15 protein-coding genes are annotated in these 16729 nt (G+C 54.2%); 12 read left to right on the top strand and 3 right to left on the bottom strand.

Going from position 1 to position 16729, the window contains the following annotated elements; all coding sequences use genetic code 11:
- Positions 1-38: 38 nt before the first annotated feature.
- Positions 39-614, bottom strand: coding sequence for a hemerythrin domain-containing protein (locus tag ACJJJA_RS20130; protein ID WP_444887222.1), 576 nt, complete (start codon positions 612-614; stop codon positions 39-41).
- A 735-nt stretch (positions 615-1349) separates the two neighbouring features.
- Between ACJJJA_RS20130 and glyA the strand changes: the two genes are divergently transcribed.
- From glyA to ribA, 11 genes are all read left to right on the top strand, one after another.
- Positions 1350-2618, top strand: a complete 1269-nt coding sequence (gene glyA, locus ACJJJA_RS20125; protein ID WP_444903186.1) for a serine hydroxymethyltransferase — start codon at positions 1350-1352, stop codon at positions 2616-2618.
- A gap of 152 nt (positions 2619-2770) precedes the next feature.
- Positions 2771-3238, top strand: coding sequence for a transcriptional regulator NrdR (gene nrdR, locus ACJJJA_RS20120; RefSeq protein WP_252083353.1), 468 nt, complete (start codon positions 2771-2773; stop codon positions 3236-3238).
- Positions 3235-4380 (top strand): bifunctional diaminohydroxyphosphoribosylaminopyrimidine deaminase/5-amino-6-(5-phosphoribosylamino)uracil reductase RibD, encoded by a 1146-nt coding sequence (gene ribD, locus ACJJJA_RS20115; RefSeq protein ID WP_444903185.1) that lies wholly within the window; start codon positions 3235-3237, stop codon positions 4378-4380. The genes nrdR and ribD overlap by 4 nt, the downstream gene beginning before the upstream one ends.
- Positions 4380-5042 (top strand): riboflavin synthase, encoded by a 663-nt coding sequence (locus tag ACJJJA_RS20110; RefSeq protein WP_252083352.1) that lies wholly within the window; start codon positions 4380-4382, stop codon positions 5040-5042. Before ribD ends, ACJJJA_RS20110 begins: the two co-directional genes overlap by 1 nt.
- Before the next feature lie 99 nt (positions 5043-5141).
- Positions 5142-6254, top strand: coding sequence for a bifunctional 3,4-dihydroxy-2-butanone-4-phosphate synthase/GTP cyclohydrolase II (gene ribBA, locus ACJJJA_RS20105; protein WP_252083351.1), 1113 nt, complete (start codon positions 5142-5144; stop codon positions 6252-6254).
- A gap of 65 nt (positions 6255-6319) precedes the next feature.
- Positions 6320-6790, top strand: a complete 471-nt coding sequence (gene ribH, locus ACJJJA_RS20100) for a 6,7-dimethyl-8-ribityllumazine synthase (protein ID WP_152454910.1) — start codon at positions 6320-6322, stop codon at positions 6788-6790.
- A gap of 65 nt (positions 6791-6855) precedes the next feature.
- Complete coding sequence (nusB, locus tag ACJJJA_RS20095) at positions 6856-7299, top strand: transcription antitermination factor NusB (RefSeq protein ID WP_444903184.1); 444 nt, start codon at positions 6856-6858, stop codon at positions 7297-7299.
- Between the two features lie 10 nt (positions 7300-7309).
- Positions 7310-8257: a thiamine-phosphate kinase gene (thiL, locus tag ACJJJA_RS20090; protein ID WP_444903183.1), complete on the top strand. Its 948-nt coding sequence runs from the start codon at positions 7310-7312 to the stop codon at positions 8255-8257.
- 46 nt (positions 8258-8303) lie between these two features.
- Positions 8304-8792, top strand: a complete 489-nt coding sequence (locus ACJJJA_RS20085; RefSeq protein WP_444903182.1) for a phosphatidylglycerophosphatase A family protein — start codon at positions 8304-8306, stop codon at positions 8790-8792.
- A gap of 16 nt (positions 8793-8808) precedes the next feature.
- A complete protein-coding gene (locus ACJJJA_RS20080) occupies positions 8809-9444 on the top strand; it encodes a retropepsin-like aspartic protease family protein (RefSeq protein WP_444903181.1) in 636 nt (211 codons plus the stop codon).
- A 17-nt stretch (positions 9445-9461) separates the two neighbouring features.
- Positions 9462-10079 carry a GTP cyclohydrolase II gene (ribA, locus tag ACJJJA_RS20075; RefSeq protein ID WP_252083347.1) on the top strand — a complete coding sequence of 206 codons (618 nt, stop codon included), beginning with the start codon at positions 9462-9464 and terminating at the stop codon, positions 10077-10079.
- A gap of 138 nt (positions 10080-10217) precedes the next feature.
- Here ribA and ACJJJA_RS20070 read toward each other — a convergent pair whose 3' ends face one another.
- Both ACJJJA_RS20070 and pulA read right to left on the bottom strand, forming a co-directional pair.
- Complete coding sequence (locus ACJJJA_RS20070; RefSeq protein ID WP_444903180.1) at positions 10218-11492, bottom strand: amidohydrolase family protein; 1275 nt, start codon at positions 11490-11492, stop codon at positions 10218-10220.
- Between the two features lie 152 nt (positions 11493-11644).
- Entirely contained in the window at positions 11645-14971 is a 3327-nt protein-coding gene (gene pulA, locus ACJJJA_RS20065; protein ID WP_444903179.1) for a pullulanase-type alpha-1,6-glucosidase, read from the bottom strand.
- A gap of 589 nt (positions 14972-15560) precedes the next feature.
- Here pulA and rsgA point away from each other — a divergent pair.
- Complete coding sequence (rsgA, locus tag ACJJJA_RS20060) at positions 15561-16682, top strand: ribosome small subunit-dependent GTPase A (RefSeq protein ID WP_444903178.1); 1122 nt, start codon at positions 15561-15563, stop codon at positions 16680-16682.
- Positions 16683-16729 lie beyond the last annotated feature (47 nt).

Genomic DNA, 16729 nt, shown 5'->3' with positions numbered 1-16729 from the left:
CTCCGCCTTTTTATAGTTTGTGAAATGACCCGGTCATCTTAAGCAAATACTTGTGAGGGTGTTTCTGGTTGAGTCAGATATTCGCGTAAAGATTCATATACATTTCTGGTGTTTTTATCGAAAAAGGGATCTTTTAACTGCTTTACCTGCTTGTATATTTGTTTCCAGTCTTCTACCTGTAGATATTGCTCTATTTGAGGGAAAATCGCAGAATTTTCCAGCTCAATATGATTTCGCTGTAACTGCAAATAGCTATTACTAGCCCCTTGTAACACTCTCCGCTCAACCATGGCGTCATTGGCTACGGCATAGAAAAGTGCACACATATGCTTGGTGGTTGCAGCAATTTTTTCGTGCTGCATCTGCGCTTCATAAATAGCACTTCGGTCATGCACAGGTTTGGTCAGCAAGCGAGCAAGAATCAAGTCTTCTACCGGATGATGATATTTATCTGGGTAAACAGAAAAATAATCCAGTGCGTCAAGAATCAGAGAGAGTGTGTTAGGGTCCCGCTCATGAGTTCCAAAAAGGTCCTGTAGCAAGCGCTCAAAGGCATTGAGCATTTGCTGCATATTTTTATGGTCTAAACAGAGTTGTCGGTAGATGTTGTTCATCCCAGACCTCCGCGATCAGTTTCGAAGCTTATTGTTGCCAGCAGACTCGAGAGAGGAATTGATGTGGATCAAGTAGCGAAAAAAAAGTGGTACAACCTGAGGATTTTGGCGCAGTAAAGAAATTAAAGGGCACCATTTTAAAAATTATCCAAAACCAGTTATCGAGTTAGAGTCATACAAAGGCTGTGAGATAATGAAATTGGGCTCAAGCCATGTTAATTGCCGCACAGGGTTTGAGTATTAATTCCTCACTTTTATTTTGTAGACTGAGTGCTGTGATGCACTCTAATCACGGTTATCAGCGGAGGATAGGCCATACATTGTTATTGGTGTCCTACCGGTCCACACAAGCTGGTGGCGGGTATAAGTCACTGGTATGAGAATGAGGCAGTGACTGGTGATCCTAGTATGGTCTTGGCGTTGGCTTAGCTTAAGGGCCAGCAGTGACAAGGTATTTGAGTAAAACAAGCTTTTAAAGAGGTGGCTTATGAGTCCGGCCCCTGAATTGCTCATTTCTAAGGCAATCAATAGTCCAAAACACGGCTAACTGGCCGGGTTTTGGTTTTCGCGCAATCCCTGTGGCCTTGGTGTACAATGCGCGCCTTTCTAAAATGCTCAGGATTCTTTGAGTAGTCAGTGGGGCCTATTGGCGCCTGAGGCCAAGTTGCAAGGCCTGAGCACAGTGCTACCTAGTTACACCAGTCTCTACTCAGCCCGCATTACCGAGGGAACACCATGTTTGATTCATCTGTCACGCTCGCTTCTTACGATCCCGAAATCTGGGAAGCTATCCGCGAAGAGGATTCTCGCCAGGAAGACCACATTGAGCTGATCGCCTCCGAGAACTACACCAGCCCACAAGTCATGGAAGCCCAGGGCAGCAGCCTCACGAATAAGTACGCAGAAGGTTATCCGGGCAAACGCTACTACGGTGGCTGTGAGTATGTGGATAAAGTGGAAACCCTGGCGATTGAGCGCGCTAAGGCGCTGTTTGGTGCGGATTACGCCAATGTACAACCGCACTCTGGTTCCCAGGCCAACTCGGCGGTATATCAAGCCCTATGCGCCCCCGGCGACACCGTGCTGGGTATGAGCCTGGCTCACGGCGGCCACCTGACCCACGGTGCCCGCGTCAACTTCTCTGGCAAAATCTACAATGCGGTGCAGTACGGCTTGAACCCGGAAACCGGTGAGGTGGATTACGAGGAAGTGGAGCGTCTGGCTCTGGAGCACAAGCCCAAGATGATCGTGGCCGGTTTTTCCGCCTATAGCCGAGTCATGGATTGGGCGCGTTTCCGCGAAATCGCCGACAAAGTGAGTGCCTACCTGTTTGTAGATATGGCCCACGTAGCCGGTCTGGTTGCCGCTGGTGAATACCCATCGCCTATTCCCCACGCCGATGTGGTGACCTCCACCACTCACAAGACCCTGCGCGGACCGCGCGGTGGCATTATCCTGGCCCGTGCAAACGACGAGATCGAGAAAAAACTGAACTCGGCGGTATTCCCCGGTGGTCAGGGCGGCCCGCTGATGCATGTTATCGCGGCCAAGGCGGTTTCCTTTAAGGAGGCCATGAGCCCAGAATACAAGGCTTATCAGAAGAAGGTGGTAGAAAATGCCCGCGCTATGGCGGAGACTTTCCTCGACCGTGGTATCAATATAGTTTCTGGCGGCACCGATGACCACCTGATGCTGGTGGACCTGATCGGTAAGGAATACACCGGTAAAGATGCCGATGAGGCCCTGGGCAATGCCAATATCACAGTGAATAAAAATGCGGTGCCTAATGACCCGCGTTCTCCCTTCATCACCAGTGGCCTGCGTGTCGGTACTCCGGCGATTACCACGCGCGGTTTCGGCGTGAAGGAAACCCAGCAGCTGACCCATTGGATCTGCGATATCCTGGACGCACTGGAAGGCGGCGATGTTGAAGCCACCATTGCCGATGTGAAGCAAAAAGTTCTGGAGATCTGTGCACAGTTTCCTGTGTACAAGAAAGCCTAATTTAGCTTTGCTAGAAAAAGCGGCTCGGTGAGCCGCTTTTTTTATGGCTGTATCACAGTGTGCTGCACCGCAGCGGTGCGTGGTGCAGTCACAGGGGGCAACGGCTGTGATAAACTGCGGCCCATTTTCCATTCCCCTGGGGACGATCCCACATGCACTGTCCTTTCTGCAGCGCAGAAGAAACCAAAGTAGTCGATTCCCGCCTGGTGGCGGAGGGCGATCAGGTGCGCCGCCGGCGCGAGTGCCTCGAATGCCATGAACGTTTCACCACCTTTGAAAGCGCAGAGCTGCTGTTGCCCAGGGTGATCAAACAAAATGGCCAGCGCGAGCCCTTCAATGAAGACAAATTGCGCGCGGGCATCCAGCGCGCGGTAGAGAAGCGCCCGGTCAGTATCGAGCGGGTGGAATCCGCAGTCTCCCAAATCAAGCATGCACTGCGCGCAACGGGTGAGCGCGAGCTGCCCGCGAGGGCCATCGGTGAGTTGGTTATGGAGCAGTTGCGCGAGCTGGATGAGGTCGCTTATGTGCGCTTTGCCTCGGTGTATCGACGCTTTGAAGATGTCAGCGACTTCAGTGAAGAAATTGAGCGCCTGACCAGTAAGGAAAACCAAACGCAATGAGTCAAATGGCTGTAGAGAGTGCCCAGGCACTGATGGGCCGCGCTATTCAGCTGGCGGAGCGCGGTCTCTATACCACTATGCCGAATCCCCGGGTCGGCTGTGTGATCACCGATGCTAATGGCCAAGTAATTGCTGAGGGCTGGCATAAGCGTGCTGGCGAACCCCACGCTGAAATAGAAGCCCTGCGCGATGCAGGCGAGCGGGCACGCGGCGCCACCGTCTATGTGACCCTTGAACCCTGTAGCCACAGTGGCCGCACAGGTCCCTGTGCCGAGGCACTGGTGCAGGCCGGCGTTGCACGTGTGGTATACGGTATGGAAGACCCGAACCCCAGGGTTGCCGGAAGCGGTTTGCAGAAACTGCGCGATGCGGGCATTGAGGTAGAGGGGCCAGTGCTGGAAGAGCGCTGCCGCGCGCTCAACCCGGGTTTTATCAAGCGTATGACCTTGGGGTTACCCCTGGTGCGCAGCAAATCCGCGATGAGTTTAGACGGTCGCACCGCCATGGCCAGCGGTGAATCCAAATGGGTTTCGGGCCCGGCTGCGCGCGCCGATGTGCAGCGCCTGCGTGCGCGCAGCTGCGCAGTGGTAACTGGCGTAGAGACTGTGCGATTCGACAACCCGAATCTCAATGTACGCGCCGATGAGATGGCGCTGGAGCTGCTCGAAGCGGAACAGGCTGCTGAAGTTCAGCCCCTGCGCGTTATTGTCGACAGCCAGCTGCGTACGCCGGCAAAGGCCTTTATTTTGCAGGGGGACGCCCCCACACTGGTGTGCACTACTGAGCGCGCCGATCCAGAGCGCCGTCAGCGACTGGAAAACGCCGGTGCCGAAGTTGTTGTTTTGCCTCAGGACAAGGACGGTCGGGTAGACCTGCTTGCCCTACTCAAAGAGTTGGCCCGACGCGAATGCAATGAAGTACTGATAGAAAGCGGTGCGATCCTTTCCGGTGAGTTTCTCTACCGGGGGCACGTAGACGAATTGATTGTCTATCTGGCGCCCAAGCTGCTCGGCAGCACGGCGCGGCCGCTGTTTGAATTGCCCATTGAGCGTATGGGCTCGGTGCTGCCGATCACGATTACCGATATGCGCGCGGTCGGCCACGACTGGCGCATCACCGCAACCACGGATATCGAGCGCTGATGTTTACTGGAATTATTGAAGCGGTCGGCGAGATTGCCGATCTGCAGCCGCGCGGTGGGGATCTGCGCGTGCGCGTTAGGAGCGGCAAGCTGGACCTCGCCGATGTACAGCTTGGCGATAGTATCGCCACCAACGGGGTCTGTCTGACCGTAGTGGAGCTGCCCGGTGATGGCTATTGGGCGGATGTTTCCGCGGAGACGCTGGATGTCACCAGTGTCAGCAGTTGGAAGCGCGGGGATAGGGTCAACCTGGAGAAGGCATTGACCCCACAAACCCGCCTTGGCGGCCATATTGTCAGCGGCCATGTGGACGGTATCGGCGAGGTGGTGTGGCGTAAATCCGAGGCCCGTGCCGAGCGTTTTCGCCTGCGCGCACCGGATAATCTGGCTCGTTATATTGCCCACAAGGGCTCGATTACTGTCGATGGTACCAGTCTCACCGTTAACGCGGTGGACGGTGCTGAGTTTGAACTCACCATTGTGCCGCATACCTTGCAGGAAACGATTATGCAGGGCTACGCGGCTGGCACCCGGGTCAATCTTGAGGTGGACTTGATCGCACGCTACCTGGAGCGCCTGCTTCTTGGCGAGGAGGCGGCCAAATCCAGCGACGGTGGTATGACACTCGAATTTCTCGCCCAGAACGGGTTTTACAAGCGCTAGCTGGCTTTATCCCGGCATGCCGCGCCAGTGAGGGCGGGTGAGTGTAACTGCAGGGAAAGCCGCTCAATTTGCAATTGATTAATTTATCCAGAGTTAGCAATGGAATTAAATACGGTTGAAGAACTGATCGACGATATCCGCCAGGGCAAAATGGTGATCCTGATGGACGATGAGGATCGCGAAAACGAGGGTGACCTGGTGATGGCAGCGGAGCAGGTGCGCGCCGAAGATATTAACTTTATGGCTACCCATGCCCGCGGTCTGATCTGTATGCCCATGTCCAAGGAGCGCTGTGAGCAGCTGGACCTGCCGCTGATGTCGCGGGATAACGGTGCCCAGTTCAGCACCAACTTCACCGTTTCTATCGAAGCTGCCGAAGGGGTGACCACCGGTATTTCCGCTGCGGACCGTGCGCGTACCGTGCGCGCCGCCGTAAATAGAAATGCCAAACCCAGCGATATCGTTCAGCCCGGACATATTTTCCCGATTATGGCCCAGCCCGGTGGCGTACTGAGCCGTGCCGGCCATACCGAGGCCGGCTGTGATCTTTCCCGCCTGGCGGGTTTCGAGGCGGCGGCGGTAATCGTTGAAATCATGAATGACGATGGCACCATGGCACGCCGCCCGGATCTGGAGAAGTTCGCGAAAGAGCACAACCTGAAGATCGGCACTATTGCCGACTTAATTACTTACCGCGCGCTCAACGAGAAAACCGTGGAGTGTGTGAATGAGCGCAAAGTGCGTACCGAGTTTGGCGAGTTCAAGCTGCGCACCTATCTTGACAAGGCCCGTCGCGAGCGCCACTTCGCTTTTATCAAAGGTGAGCCCACGCCGGAGGAGCCGACCCTGGTGCGCGTGCATGTGGGTAACACCCTGCGCGATGTACTCACCATCCAGCGCGGTGATGAAAAATTTGTCCCCTGGACTTTCCGCCGCGCCATGCAGCGCATCGAGAAAGAGGGCAAAGGTGTGGTGGTATTGATCTGCCATAACGAGACCACCGAGGAAATCGAGGAGAGTATCGATTGGCTGATCAGCGGCAAGCAGCAGCGCCCCAGCCAGGACTTAGTGTACAAGCAGGTGGGTACCGGTTCGCAGATACTGCGTGATCTCAAGGTGCGCAAGATGCGCCTGATGAGTGCGCCGTTTAAGTTCAGCGCTATTTCCGGTTTTGAACTGGAAGTGGAAGAGTACTTGAACGTCGAAGAGTAATAACAGAATGTTTCCCGGCGCATTTGAAATGGCACGGGTATGGAAAGAAATACGGATTGGACATTATGAGCAACATTCAAGTGATTGAAGGGGATTTTGTCGGCAGTACAGGTAAGTACGCGCTGCTGGTGAGCCGTTGGAACAGCTTTGTGGTTGAGAGCCTCAAAGACGGTGCCCTCGATACCTTGCGCCGCAAGGGCATCAAGGATGAGGATATCACCATCTACTACGCCCCCGGTGCCTTCGAATTCCCGCTGGCCGCGCAAAAGCTGGCGGAAACCAAAAAATTTGATGCGATTATTGCACTGGGCGCGGTGATTCGTGGCGGCACTCCGCACTTCGAATATGTCGCTGGTGAGTGCACCAAAGGTCTGGCTCAGGTATCCCTGAATACCGGTATTCCGGTGACCTTTGGTGTGTTGACTGTGGACTCCATTGAGCAAGCTATCGAGCGCTCCGGCACCAAGGCTGGCAACAAAGGTTGTGAAGCTGCCGAAACCGCCCTGGAAATGGTTTCCCTACTCGGCAAAATCTAATTGCCACAGCGCCGGCCAGTTGCGCCGGCGCTGCCCATTCTGAGAAGTATCTACCGGAAAAGACAATGACCGTAACTGCATCTGCCCGCCGCAAGGCGCGCCACTACGCCATGCAGGCGCTCTACCAATGGCAAATGGCCGGCGCCAGCCTCAATGCGATTGAAGCCGAGTTCCATACTGACAACGATATGAGCAAAGCCGACGTGGAATATTTCCGCGATATCTTCCACGGGGTTGCCAAAAACCTCGACGAAGTAGAAGGCGCTTACTCCTCCCATCTGGATCGCAAAGTGGAAGATCTGGACCCGGTGTCCCGCGCCCTGCTGCGCATGGCCACTTATGAACTGAAAAACCGCATCGATGTGCCCTACAAAGTAGTGATTAACGAAGCAGTAGCACTGGCGAAAAAATTCGGCCCCACCGACGCCTTCAAGTTCATCAACGGCATCCTGGATAAGACTGCTGCAGACCTGCGCACTGTGGAAGTGGCCGCAGACAAGAAGTCCTGAAGTCACGCTGATGGGAACCGCGCCGGGCGAATTTGAAATTATCCGCGATTTTTTCGCCAGTGCTCCTGTGGGTGAAGGGGTTGCTCTGGGTATAGGTGATGACTGCGCTCTATTGCAGGCACCTGCCTCGGGGCAGTTGGCCACCTCTATGGATACCCTGGTGGCAGGCCGCCACTTTCCGGCTGATGCGGACCCCGCTGCTATTGCCGCGCGTGCACTCAGGGTTAATCTCAGTGACCTGGCGGCAATGAATGCGCGCCCACTCTGGTTTACCCTGGCCCTGACCCTGCCTGACAGTGATGCAGTTTGGTTGCGCAAATTTGCCGATGGCCTGCTGCAGACCGCGGCACAGTTTGGTGTTTCTCTGGTCGGGGGCGATACCACTGCGGGCCCTTTGTCGATCACCATTCAGGTGATCGGACACACGGAATCGCCACTGCGCCGAGACCGTGCCCGCCCCGGTGATCACGTTTATGTCAGCGGTCCTCTAGGTGCTGCTGCCGCCGCTCTGCCTGTGGTGCTGGGAGAGCAGCGGGTGAATGCCGATGTGCAGCTGCAGTGTGAACGCGCCTTCTATTATCCCGAACCCCAATTCCCTGTGGCTGCGGCGATTGCCGAGTTGGCCAGTGCGGCTCTGGATATTTCCGATGGTCTGCTCGCGGACCTGGGACATATTTGTGAGTCCAGCGGTGTCAGCGCTGATATTCATCTGGAGCGATTGGCCGTTTCTCCCTTGGCGCAAACTCTTGCCGCAGAGAAAGCAATGGCTCTGGCTACAGGCGGTGGCGATGATTACCAACTCTGTTTTACCGTTCCCCAGCAGCGGGTTGCAGATTTGGACCAACTGGGCCTGAAAGTAACTGCTATCGGCACCCTCATTGAGGGCAGTACCGGGGTGCGCTGCTGGCATAATGGCAACCCTTGGTCGCCAGCGGTCACTGGCTATCAGCATTTTTAAATGGTATTGGCCCGGAAGTGCCGGTGGTGGCTTTGGAAATAAGACAATGAGAATACATAACCCCAGTTTTTCCGAGCTTTTGCGCGATCCTACTCTGTTGCTGGCTTTTGGTTTTGGTTTGGGGCTGGCACCCAAGGCACCGGGTACTTTTGGCACTCTGGTTGCCATACCTTTTTGGTGGCTGATGAAAGATCTCCCCCCATCTTGGTACCTGGGAATCCTAGTGGTGGCGGGTTTAGTGGGGTGTTATTTATGTGGCGCTGCGGCAAAGAAGCTCGGTGTACATGACCATGGGGGCATCGTTTGGGATGAGATGGTGGGCTACTGGCTCACTATGTTTATGGCCCCGGCTGGCTGGATTTGGGCACTTTACGGTTTCGTACTTTTTCGCCTGTTCGATATCGCCAAGCCACCGCCCATCGGTTGGGCAGATCGGCGGGTACAGGGTGGCGTCGGAATTATGCTCGACGATATACTGGCCGCCGTTTATGCGGCTTTAATATTGCAAATAACCGTGTTTTTTGTAGGGGCTTAGCGGATAGGGATTATCGATGCACAAGGCATTTTGGCTTCTGCTGGGGTTTCTGGTTTCCAGTACAGCCTGGGCACAACAGGTACAGCTGAAGGGTTTGTTTGGCGATAGCGCCATGCTGGAAATCGATGGCCGCCAACGCATTCTTAAGGCAGGCCAACAGTCACCGGAAGGGGTTGGCTTGATTGAATCGACGACCAGTTATGCGCGTGTTCGCGTGAATGGACGCGAACAGAAGCTCACCCTGGATGCGCCCATCGCCGCAAGTTATGCCCAGGCTGAGCGCGCCGAAGTGCGTTTGATGGGAGATAGTCGTGGCCATTTCAATACCGATGCCTGGATTAATGGGATGCGGGTTCCAGTGATGGTGGATACCGGAGCGACCGCTCTGGCAATCAATTACCCCACCGCCCAGCGTCTGCGCTTAAATCTTAATGGTGCCAAGCGCATACCGGTGTCGACCGCCAGTGGTATCACCAGTGCTTATTTGATCAATCTCAGCAGTGTCACTATCGGTGGCATTAAATTGCACAATGTAGAAGCTACCGTGCACACTGATAACTTTCCCCAAGTGGTGCTTCTGGGAAACAGTTTTCTCGGCCGGTTAGATATGGAACAGCAGAGGGGTGTGCTGATACTGCGCGCCCGCAACTGACGTGAAGAGGTATTAAGTTGACCATTCGTTATGTGGAATCCTCAAAGCTGCCCACTTCCTGGGGTATGTTTGAAATGCACGGCTTCGAGGAAGTGGAGACCGGCAAGGAGCATGTGGTGCTCACCATGGGGGACTTCGATACCAACGAGCCCCTACTGGCCCGCATTCACTCGGAATGCCTGACCGGTGATGCCCTGTTTTCCCTGCGTTGCGATTGTGGTGCCCAGTTGCAACATGCCATGCACCGCATTGCCATGGAAGGACGTGGAGCTATTTTCTACCTGCGCCAGGAGGGGCGTGGCATAGGCCTTTTAAACAAGATCCGTGCTTACCATTTGCAGGATTGCGGTGCGGATACCGTGGAGGCCAATGAGCAGCTCGGCTTTGGCGCCGATATGCGGGATTATTCAATTCTGAAAGCGATGATCGACCACCTGGGTATTCATGCCATTCGCTTGATGACCAATAACCCGCGCAAAGTAAAAGCGTTGGAGGACTTGGGTATTAATGTGACTGAGCGCCTGCCGCACCAGTCCGGGCGCAATCCCCACAATGCCAAGTATTTGTCCACCAAGAAAGGTAAGCTTGGCCATTTGATTGAAAATGAGGATGAGGAAGGGAAAGAAGAAAAATAACTTTTAACCTCCTTCAGGCACCCCCACAAAAAAAGGCCGGATAATCCCGGCCTTTTTTTGTGGAAATTAATTAAAGCCGAGTTCGAGTATTTGAAGTTCGGCTTTGAATAATTCAGAAGCTCCAAAAATATTGGGCTTCTAATCTTTAAAGACCTTGCCCCCTTTCATCACAAAGTCCACGTCTAAGAGTTCCTCAATATTATCCAGTGGCGAGCCATTGGTGGCGATAATATCGGCGTACTTACCGGACTCAATTGTGCCCAGTGAATCGCTCATATCGATCAGGTCGGCGGCGTTAACGGTAGCGGATTGTAGGATGGCCATATTGTCCATACCGGCTTCACTCATCAGGACAGCCTCGCGTGCATTGATGCCGTGCTTGGATACACCTGAGTCGGTACCGAAGGCAATTTTTACTCCGGCATCGACCGCTTTACGGAAATTGCCGCGCATATCTGTGCCAACACGTATGGCTTTTTCCTTCTGAGCCTCAGATAAAACATCGGTATTTTTTGCCAGCTGTACCACGGTATCGCCGGCGAGAAGAGTTGGAACCAGGTAAGCGCCGGTTTCTTTAAATAGCTTATGGGCGCGGGGACCTGCGTAGGTGCCGTGCTCAATACTGTCTACACCGGCCTCCAGTGCGGCGATAATGCCTTCTTCCTGGTGCGCATGACTGGCTACTTTGCGACCCATGCGCTGGGCTGCCAGGACCACCTCTTTTAGCTCATCGATTTCCATCTGCTGGCCGGTACCTGTAGCGCGATCGGTAAGTACGCCACCGGTAGAGGTGATCTTGATAAAGTCAGCTCCGTATTTGATCGTATGACGGGTCGCGCGGCGGCAATCATAGGGGCCGTCGCATACCGTTCTGGTTTTATCGTCATGCAGTGCCATTAACTCGGGGCTGACTCCACTGATATCTGCGTGCCCTCCGGTAATACCCACTCCGCCGGCTGCGATAATACGTGGGCCATCTACCCAGCCATTATTGATCGCATCGCGCATCGCATACATTTCTTCACCGCTATTACCCGCATCGCGTACAGTGGTAAAACCTGATTTCAGAATACGCATGCCAAACATTTGCGAGCGCATTTGGGTCAATGGCATGGACATCTTTAGGGCTTCGGAATCGTTTTTGGGGCCCAACTCAGTTTGCAGGTGAACGTGCATATCCATTAAGCCCGGCATTACGAAGCTGTCCTTAAGATCAATGACTTCGGCATCATCTCTGTTCACATAACCAGGGCGGATGGAAGTAATCCTGCCATCCTCGATTATTACGCTTTGCTCTTTTAAAGGTTTTTTACCGGGAACAGTGAGCAGCGTGCCTGCGTGGATAATGGTTTCTGCCAGTACTGAGGAAGAGAAAAGAGTCGCTGCGATACTGCTGAAAAGGAAACGCTTCATGATTTGTACACCTATTTATTATTTAGGCACAAGCTAAATCAATCTGCGGAATATGACAATTGTGGAGTTATTACTTGGTGAAAGCCGGAAATAAGTTTCTAAAAAATCCAAAAAAAGACCGGAAAATCCGGCCTTTTTTATTCTGCAGAGAATTAATATCTGCGGCGTGGCTGCACAAATACTGCGGTAGTTCGGCCGGGCAGAGTAAAGGTGCCGCTGCTCCGATCAAATTTTACTTTGTGCAGGCGTAAGTCTACAGAGCGGCGCTGACGTGGATGCTTTAACAGGTACTCACCAATAAGGTTTTCGCTGGTAAATTCCAATGATTCGTCATCGCCATTAAACAGCACCACAATACGTTCAAAGCGGCGATCGATGTTGCCATTGGAATCGGATAACTCCATCACAATCAGCCCAGGAATCTGGTCGGGTCCGGTGTTGAGGAAATTGAGATGTGCTTCTACGGACTCTGCATCAGACAAGCGGAACAGGGGAGAGCTGTTGCGAATCGCCAGCTGCTCGCGGAATAGAGCAGAGCTCCACAAGCGGTGCCGGCGCTCGGGAGCCAATTCTGGGTTTGCCAGTAAAGGTTGCATCAGGGACCAGTTATCTTCGTTTTTATCTGCGATAGGTAAACCCGCACCCCAATTATCGGTGGCGAGGCTGAAGTCCAGTGCATTAAACCAGTCACCGGAGTTGTAACTGTCCCGATCCATCGACTTTGAGCGCAGGAAATCCTGGCCTGCGTGGATAAACGGCACTCCCTGGGCGAACAGAACCAGGGAATTACTGAATGCCTGGATACGCACTCGTTCAGCCAAGTCGGCGCTGTCGCTGGCTTTGATCTGTACTCCGTCGAACAGCGTCTCGTTGTCGTGGGCGGCAATATAATTAATGGATTCCTGCGGGTCGGCGGTATAGCCGGTGGGCTGGCCGTTATAGACTAGCTCGCTGCCGGTAATGATATTGCCGTAGGCATCTTCAAAAGGATAATCCGCTAGGTTGCCGGCGAGGGAAACGCGGACTTTATCTGCCAGGGTTAGCAGTGTGGCACGCTCATCTTCTCCCTCAAACTTACCGTTGCTGTCGGTGAACAGACCGGTACCAAAGCCCTGCTCCTCAAAGCCTCCGAAGGGGTTGCCGCCACGCACGGAATCGCGCAGGCGATCGTTAAAGGTGCCGACACCGCTGCCGGCCATATTGCCCTGGCGGGCCTGTACAAAGCGAGCATCGTCAGCCACCTCGCCAAAATTCCAGCCCTCGCCGTACAGATAGATAGCGTTGCCATCGACACCATCGGTTGCCGGGGTTAGTGATTGCAATGCCGCTTGCGCCTTGAGGATATTGTCGAGGCTGTGGTGTCCCATCAGATCGAAACGGAAGCTGTCCACCTTATAGGCCCGGGCCCAGGTGACCAGGGAATCGATCATCAGCTTTTCCATCATGGCGTGCTCACTGGCGGTATTTGCGCAGCAGCTGCTCATTTCCACACCGCCCTCCAGATTGCGGCGGTGGTAATAGCCGGGGACGATTTTATCGAGTACGGAGTTGTCGTATTGGCCATAGGCGCTGGTGTGGTTGTAAACCACATCCATCACCAGTCGCAGGCCGGAGTGGGATAGCCCTTGCACCATTTGACGGAATTCGCGAATGCGCGCAGGTCCATCGGGATCGCTGCTATAGCTGCCTTCGGGGACCGTGTAGTGCAATGGATCGTAACCCCAGTTAAAGCCATCGGTATCGCGAATAGCATCTACCTGGGTCTGCTGCTTGCTGCTGTCCGATGCGTAGTCTGAGAGGTCGGGGGTTTGCTGCTGCTGTGTGCGATCCTCATTGACTGTGGCAAAGTCAAAGGCCGGCAGCAGGTGGATATGGGTGAGGCCGGCGCGGGCCAGTTTATCGAGGTGGCGCATGCCGTCGCTGTGCTTGCGGGTGAAAGCCTTGAAGGTGCCGCGCTCTGCTTCGGGGACAGTTTGATCCGCAATACTGAAATCGCGTACGTGCAGCTCGTAGACACTGATATCTTCCGGCTGAGTTAACATGGGCTTGCGCAGGCGGTCCCAACCGCGCGGCTTCAGGTCCCGGTCATTCAGGTTGACGATCTGGCTTTTGCTGCTATTGATGGAGAGACTCAGGGAGTAGGGGTCGGTGACCAGGTTGGTTTCATTCTGGCGGCTGAAGTAGGAGTACACCTCGACCTCGTAGAGGTAAAAGCTGCGGTCCCACTGCTTATCGATATCGGCACTCCAAACCCCGGTAGATTCATCGCGCAGCATGGATACCACCTGATCGGCGCTATCGCTGCTGGGGTCTGTAAACAGGTGCAGCTTTACTGCCCGTGCAGTGGGCGCCCAAAGATCGAGCTGGATATTCTCCTCGCCGACACGGGCACCGAGTTCACCTTCGTAGTAAAAGCGGTCATCGAGCGCGCCTGCCATCTGCACACCAGTCGCATCCAGTAACGTGCCTTCCTCATCGTAAGCGGCGAGGGCCAGCTGCTGGGTGACCAGATCACTGATGGAGGCCTGCCCTGGCAATTGCCAGGCACTGAAACTGGCCAGGTGCGGGAATTTTTGTTGGGCGCTGTCGGGCAGGGTGGCGAGAGAGGTGAGATCGATGGTGCCATCGGAACGGATATCACCGCCCTCCAGTTTTAGCTCGGCGCTGTTGCTGTAGTGCAATTTAACCTTTGCATCTTCCTGCACCTGAATATCCCAGGCAAAGCTGTTGGCATCTACCCAGTGCGCTTTATCGCTGCTCAGGTCACCCTTGGCGAAGCCATCACTGCTGACGGTGACTTCTTTACTATTCGAGTCAAAAGCAAAGTAGATTTCGTCGTAATCGGCGACCACGGTAAAGCTGACGTTGGCTCCATTGTTGCCGTAGCTCTCCTCCCAGCCTTCGTGCAGTGCTACCTTGAATTCATAGGAACCGGCGGGAAGCGCTGAGGTGATAAAGGTGTAGGTGCCATCTCCATCGGCATCCTGCATCCAGCTGCGCAGGCAACTGGGTTGCCAGTCTCCCGGACACCCCAGCAGGGATTGGAAGTTGCCGGCTACAGCGGCGACCACGCTACTGTGGTTGTCGGTGATCCAGTGAGTCTCGTGGTCGTAGATAAATTTAACTTCGCGGGCCTCATCCAGGCTAAGGGAAATATTACCGCCGCCCCGCTGGCCGCCCCACCCATAATTTTCATCCCAGCTGTTGTTGAGAGCGGCTTTGTACTCCCAGTTGCCGGCGGGTATCCAAAAGCTGCCTTGCCATTTGTTGTCTTCGCTGTCATAGCTGAGCAGGGTGGCGACACAACCTGGTTGCCAGTCACCATCGCAGCCCAGTTGGCTTTGTAGGTTGCCGGGAATATTGACCTCTGTGGGATCTGGTGTGTCAGATGCCCAAACCGGTATTTGAATGGAGCAGAAGACTGCCCCCAGAATCAGTCCCACCCTTGTGCCGGGCCCTGTAAATTTTGTTGTTGGCATAGCGTTTCCCATTTTTTTTGTACTTGTTGCGGTTCTCTCAGTTGGTATTGAATCGCAGTCACGCATTGACGGCCTCCCACCCCGAGGAGGTGGAGGTCTGGGGGAGGTGGTTGGGGGTGTCATAAAACCTTTATAAATTCGTCACTTGGTGGAAACACCCGCAGGAGAAGATGCTTCCCGAGTAAACGTGATGGCGAAAGAAAAAGCCGGATCTATACTCAACTGATCGGGTTATGGTGAGTCGAGAAAGGTGATGCACTCGCTGTAATCGGATTCGAAGGCCGGCTTTTGCCGGCTTTGCTTTTTGTGGCGGGGCAATTACTGAGAGGCTTCCCGGGATTATCCTTGCTCCTACCCCCTGGTAGTGCTAATTTGCCCATAACCCGCCAGGTACTATGGCGGAATCCAGAACTCAATAACTGCGGAGGATGATTGATGATTGTTGCAACCCTCCGTCGGGTCCAGTAGCAGCCTCCAGCTGCCCACGCCCGGCGATAGATTCCTAGACGTCGGGCTTTCCCTGAGAAAGCTCTGTTGGCCGCGTATCTGCGGTCGCTTGGTGCTTTGTTGCGCCCAGAGGGTTTCAATCTTGAGTAAATCTCACTTTACCCGCCGGTCTGTTAATAGATTCGGCACTAAATCCCCATCTATCAAAATTGAGCGGGAAGCTTCTCCGCTACAAAAACTTGGTTGGAAGTCTTTTTTCCAACAGCAGCTGACACTCGACGAACTCGAACAGTGTTTGCCGCTGCGGGTTATGGCTGTACACCGCAGTCGCCTGGAATTGGCCGGTGAGCAGGGGGCTGTGTCCCTTCCCCTAACCGGGAGTCTTGTGGCTAATTTGCCGACGGTGGGGGATTGGTTGTTGTTAGAGAAGAGCAGTGGATATTTTATGCGTTTGTTGAGCCGTAGCAGCCAGTTTGAGCGCATGGCACCTGCGGGGCATCAGGTGCAGATGATCGCCGCCAATGTCGATAGTGTTTTTATTGTTTCCTCCCTGAATGATGACTTTAACCTCTCACGCATTGAGCGCTATTTGGTTCTGGCGCGGGAGTCCGGTTGCCGCCCACACTTGATACTGACTAAGGCCGACCTGTGTGAAGATACTGCCCCTTTTCTTCAGGCTTTGCGCCCATTCGGTGAATTACCTGTTGCAATGGTAAATAGCCTGGATCAAGAAAGCGTGGCACAGCTGCGCCAGTGGTGCTTATCTGGGGAAACTATCGCGCTGTTAGGTTCTTCTGGAGTGGGTAAATCCACTTTGCTAAATACGCTGTCTGGCGAATCCCTGGCTGAGACTGGGACCATTCGCGAAGCCGACAGTAAAGGGCGTCACACTACAAGGAAACGCTCTCTTCACTCCCTGAGTTGGGGGGCGCTGTTACTCGATAGCCCTGGAATGCGGGAGCTGGGGTTGGTGCATGTTGAAGATGGCGTGGCGGAGACTTTTTCTGATATTGAGGCCTTGTCCAGAGAGTGTCGCTTCTCTGACTGCCAGCACCAGTCAGAGCCAGGCTGTGCGGTACAAGAGGCAATAACGGGCGGTTCGTTGGATGAGCGGCGCTTGCGCAATTGGCAAAAACTGCAACAGGAACTAAGCCGTAACGGTCAAACTCTCGCGCAGAAACGGGCAGGGGAGAGAGCGCTATCCCAGATGTATCGATCTGTGCAAAACCAGGCGCGTAAACGTAAGTATCACGGAGAGGATTGAAAAAATGACTGCCTCTTTTTTTACACCTCTATTTTTTTAAGCGCTAT

Source organism: Microbulbifer mixtoriginis (SeqCode), assembly GCF_052466865.1.
This window is presented reverse-complemented; position numbering and strand designations above follow the sequence as displayed.